Origin of the sequence: Acinetobacter brisouii, from assembly GCF_008993995.1 — a bacterium.
In the GTDB taxonomy this organism is placed as follows: domain Bacteria; phylum Pseudomonadota; class Gammaproteobacteria; order Pseudomonadales; family Moraxellaceae; genus Acinetobacter; species Acinetobacter brisouii_A.
Window position 1 is genome coordinate 1 of record NZ_BKNN01000118.1, and the last position, 4,411, is coordinate 4,411.

Genomic DNA, 4,411 nt, shown 5'->3' on the forward strand with positions numbered 1-4,411 from the left:
TCCACCGATCTCAAAATCCGCTTTTCGAGTGGAGATTGGTCTAATTCGAGATTGATCTCTGCTAATTCCTGCTTCTTGTCCTTGATCTGATAACCCAACCATAGGTTTATTCCTAGAACTACGAGAAATAGCATAGTCAGTCCGCCCAAAACTGCTCCCGTGAGAATATTCAAACGCAAAGCGTTTTTGATGCTCGGTTGTTGGTCTTTGATGATCTGTAGGTTTGATCTCAAAGCGTTCTTGGTTTCTTCGTTGCTTGCTTTCAACAAGGCTGTGTAGCTTTCCAAGTGCTGTTTCGTAGCGTTCTCGGCTTGTTCTTTGATAATCCTGTCCTGCTCGGCTGTGTTCTTCTGCAAATTGCTTATCAAATTGTCGATTTTCATAAATTACGCCCTCTAAACGTATGTTTCGCTTGCCGTCAGGATTTTTGATACTGATTGATCGTTCTGTTTGCCTTGTGATTTCAAAACCTGCATTTTCAAGCGTACTGACAACATCTTGCCGATTTTGGATATTTCCATTACTGATTTGCTCTGCTATCGCTGTACCAATCTGTTGTTTTATTTCTTTAATATTTTCAGGCAGGTTTTGACTGTTTAAAGTCTTTATGGCTTGGGCTTTATCAGGTGCATGGGGGTCTGATAATTCATAATCAAAATTGGTAACTTGTTTCCAATTTTCTACCAATGGACGGTCTACTTGATCAAAATAGGGCTGTAAGCGTTTCCCCGTACTCAATTCCACATTTGGAATAACGAAATTCAGTTCTAAACGTCCTTTGTCTGTATGTTCTATCCAAGTAATGTCGTATTGATCTCGATCTAAACCTGCAAGAAGCATTTCTTCAAAGCTCTGCATAATTTCTTGTTTTTGTTGTTCTTCAATATTGGCTTCTTCAAACGATAAAACGCCCACCGTATAACGGTTTTGAAAATCTAAATTATCTGCCAATCTTGCTGTTAAATCAGGGTCGCCACTAAGTAAAATCGCTCCATCACGATCTCTTTCTTTACCTAGCATGTAATCAATGGCTGCACCTGCACTACCACCGCCTTTATTTCCCAATATTTTAACGATCATAGTCAGCTAAAACCTTTTGTAGTTGTTCCCTAATCATTGCCAACTCTGCAAAAGCTCTAATTTTTTCTATATCAGATTGAACAGTATTCACTTGCCTAGCAATTTGATTAAGGTTTCCTCCAATACGCCCAAGCCCTGCTAAAAGTTGAGGATCTGCAACTTTATAATTCCGTTTTTTATTTGGTTTTTCTTCTAAACAGGTTTGTCTTATCCATGTTGCCAACTCCCCACCTGTCATACGTTCAAGTAAGGCTTGGTGTTCTGCTTCTGTTAAACGAACTTTTATTTCTTTCTGTCTTTTGACGATTTCTTTTTTGGTCATGACTAAATCCGTTTCGTAGATTGGGTCGACTTTTTTATGAGGGACCTGGCTAACTGAAAGTTGGCCATGTTCCCGAAATAAATAAAGTCGAAAGAGGGTTAAGGGATACTTCCCTTACAAGGCACAAAAGGTAACTCTATCGAAAACTTTAGTTTTTGTATAGAATACCCTTTGTGTGTCCTTGCCCATTAAAAAATGATAGACAAAATACAAGGTTTTTTGATTGAATGACTACTGTCTGCCACATGATGAAACAGTCATTCATTGCTATGACTGTTTTTTTAAAAGATTTTGTATTATTTGCTTTAATTGTTTACCACGATTACCAATTTAGTCATGACTAAAAAACTGCTGTATCACTTTAAAAATAGGGCAATCAACTGTTCTTCATTAGACATTTTTTCTCGTTTTAATTTCTGTTTCTCATTTATCTGCCAAAGCTGCAATTCCCTGTTTAATTCTTGGATTGTTGTATTCATAGGCGTTTTACCCCTACGATTTAATTTATCCCAAACGTCCTTTAATTGCCTATCTTGACGATCTTGTTCTGGTTCCATATTAAAATTTCCTCTCGTAAAAAAAGCACCCTAACGGGCGGTTATCTGATTAGGCTTGCACTTTCCGCTTTTTAAGCCAATTCCGGACAGTCCTATCAGATACGTTTAATTGCTCGGCTATTTGCTTCTGTTTTACGCCCTGAATATGCAACTGTAACGCCTGTTGTCTTTGGTCGCTGTACTGTGCCGAACGTGCTTTACCGCCATGACTGGAATCACTAGCTAAACCACCTTTACGCCCTCTTGTTGCCTGTTTTTCGCTAAATCGCTTCTGAAATTCAGCACAACCATGATTACGCCACACCCACTTTGCTATACTTTTCGCTGTCGCCCTGACTTCGCTATATGGTAGTGGCTGTAAAAACGCACCATTTGCGATTTTAGCCCTTTCTAACACTTCACCATACCAAACATCATACCCACCACTTAAAGTCGATCTAACCGCTTTATACGCCCATATACGCACTATATCGAACATCATGCAATTACGACCAAGCCCAGACACTTCAATTTTTTCATTTTTTGGCTTAGTTTCTAACTCGATGTAGTCCGCAAGTTCTGCAAGGTCAAAAGGTCTAGGATTGAGATAAGAAACCTCCCAATCTCTGTCCATTGGATTTTTTGTCAAAAGCCCTGAATAGCGTAAATCCGCCCCTAATTTTTTAGCGTATGTATATTCGATTGAAGCTAGATAGCGTAAAGGTTTTAGCCGAGCATTGGCTGTTTTACAGACTGCTGTTTCTAATTCATAACAGACATGGCAATGACCATTTTTTCTATTTTTTGCTATCCATGTCGGTGTTGGTAGTCCTGCATCGAAAAAATGCAAATATGCGTCACTTTCGTCTATATCGAAAATTAGATAATTGACTAAATGGGGTGGGTTCACTTGGATTAGCGGATACTGTACCGCATGTTTTTTTGAACGTATGAGGGTTCGTTCACCTTTTCCCAACGAACAATAGGGCTTTTTAGGCAATTTTTGATAAAAATTTTCTGAAATTTGAATATGATTAAGCATTAGCAACGTCCAAAGTGTTGCAATGGCTCAAAACATCGGTAAAATATACAAGTATCTAATTTGTGTTTACTGATGCTTTAAGTATTTGTTAAACAAAGAAAAGAAAGCGGGTCGCCAAACCTGCTTTTTTTTCGCCTAAAAGAAAATTTAACACAATTTTAATAGTTTTAAAAGTTATTGATTTTCTTAATTTTATAACTGAATTTTTGTCAAAATAATGGACTGAAATTCATTTATATATTTCTCGAAGTATGCAAAATTCTTAGAATAAAAACTCGCTTGGCTTCTTCATCAATTTGAATAATCGCACGGTATGGGCTGTCAGAAATAAGCATTTCTCTTGTTCCTAAACTTCCTTTTTTTTTGGTGCGATTTGGTGAGAAATAGAGTGTTTCTAGCTGTTCAGTAATTTTTAGATACATGCTTTCAGCTAGTTTTTCGCCCCATTTTTCGATGCCATACGCCAAAATTTCAATTAAATCTTGTTCTGCTTGTGGCAAATAAGAAACGTCATAACTCATCTGCTACGGCTCGCCACTAATTCTCGTGCTTTTTGCATCGCTGTAGCATGTACAGTTTTCATCGCTGTGGTTTGTGATGGGTGAGATTTCAACGCACTTAGAGCTTCAGCAATTTTTTCCTTTTCCCAATCTTCATAATCATCATCCTGAACATCGAAAAGGCTTTCTAAGTGAGTACCTTTTACATCTTTTAGTGATAAGAAGACACCAACAGGACGTTTATTTTTAGTCACTAAGACTGGCTCTCGTTGCATGGTATCGAGTAATTCACCAAAGCGTGATTTTGCATCTTTTGCTGTAATAACTTGCATTTTAAAACCTCATAAAAGTAGGCGTTTTGTCTATTTTAAACTTTTTAATCAGCAAATCTAGAGTTATTTGGTTGTTTCAACGATAAAAACCTCGATCTGCTTTGATTTCAGCCTGTTTTACTTTCATTTTTTCGTCAATTCGCTGTTCAGCTCTCGTAATCTGCTGTTCAGATTGTTTAATTGTCGATTTTGACTGCTCAATTCCTCGTTCTGCACTCTCAATACTTGATTCTGATCGCTCAAGGCTTCGATCTGCTCGGTCTGTCTTTGATTTATTTCGTTTAGCTCGTTCAATTGCGTTTCTAACGAGTTCAAGATGACGTTGTAGCGATTCATAAAGTCGTTGGTCATGTGGATTTCCTATTTCTCGATTTTCATTACTTTTTGGTCGCTGGTATTCTCGAATACTTCCGATTTTTTGCTGTTCTTGGCTACGATGAAATAAGTCTTCTTGTCCTTGCTCTCGTGAAATTCCACCGATCTCAAAATCCGCTTTTCGAGTGGAGATTGGTCTAATTCGAGATTGATCTCTGCTAATTCCTGCTTCTTGTCCTTGATCTGATAACCCAACCATAGGTTTATTCCTAGAACTACGAGAA

6 protein-coding genes and 1 pseudogene are annotated in these 4,411 nt (G+C 37.9%); all 7 read right to left on the bottom strand.

Annotated elements, in window-relative coordinates; translation table 11 throughout:
- Positions 1-1,080 (bottom strand): relaxase/mobilization nuclease domain-containing protein (locus GBN19_RS14730; RefSeq protein ID WP_151778640.1); only part of this gene is annotated, 1,080 nt, incomplete at its 3' end.
- Positions 1,070-1,402 carry a plasmid mobilization protein gene (locus tag GBN19_RS14735; protein WP_151778641.1) on the bottom strand — a complete coding sequence of 111 codons (333 nt, stop codon included), beginning with the start codon at positions 1,400-1,402 and terminating at the stop codon, positions 1,070-1,072. The genes GBN19_RS14735 and GBN19_RS14730, both read right to left, overlap by 11 nt.
- Before the next feature lie 356 nt (positions 1,403-1,758).
- Entirely contained in the window at positions 1,759-1,959 is a 201-nt protein-coding gene (locus tag GBN19_RS14740) for a hypothetical protein (RefSeq protein ID WP_151778642.1), read from the bottom strand.
- A 49-nt stretch (positions 1,960-2,008) separates the two neighbouring features.
- Complete coding sequence (locus tag GBN19_RS14745; protein WP_122902575.1) at positions 2,009-2,980, bottom strand: replication initiation protein; 972 nt, start codon at positions 2,978-2,980, stop codon at positions 2,009-2,011.
- A gap of 233 nt (positions 2,981-3,213) precedes the next feature.
- The gene (locus tag GBN19_RS14750) at positions 3,214-3,480 is read right to left on the bottom strand and encodes a type II toxin-antitoxin system RelE/ParE family toxin (RefSeq protein WP_266095391.1); all 267 of its coding nucleotides are present in this window, start codon (positions 3,478-3,480) and stop codon (positions 3,214-3,216) included.
- 17 nt (positions 3,481-3,497) lie between these two features.
- Positions 3,498-3,812, bottom strand: a complete 315-nt coding sequence (locus GBN19_RS14755; protein ID WP_114150341.1) for a type II toxin-antitoxin system Phd/YefM family antitoxin — start codon at positions 3,810-3,812, stop codon at positions 3,498-3,500.
- 76 nt (positions 3,813-3,888) lie between these two features.
- Positions 3,889-4,411, bottom strand: a pseudogene (locus GBN19_RS14760) (relaxase/mobilization nuclease domain-containing protein); the annotation flags it as partial.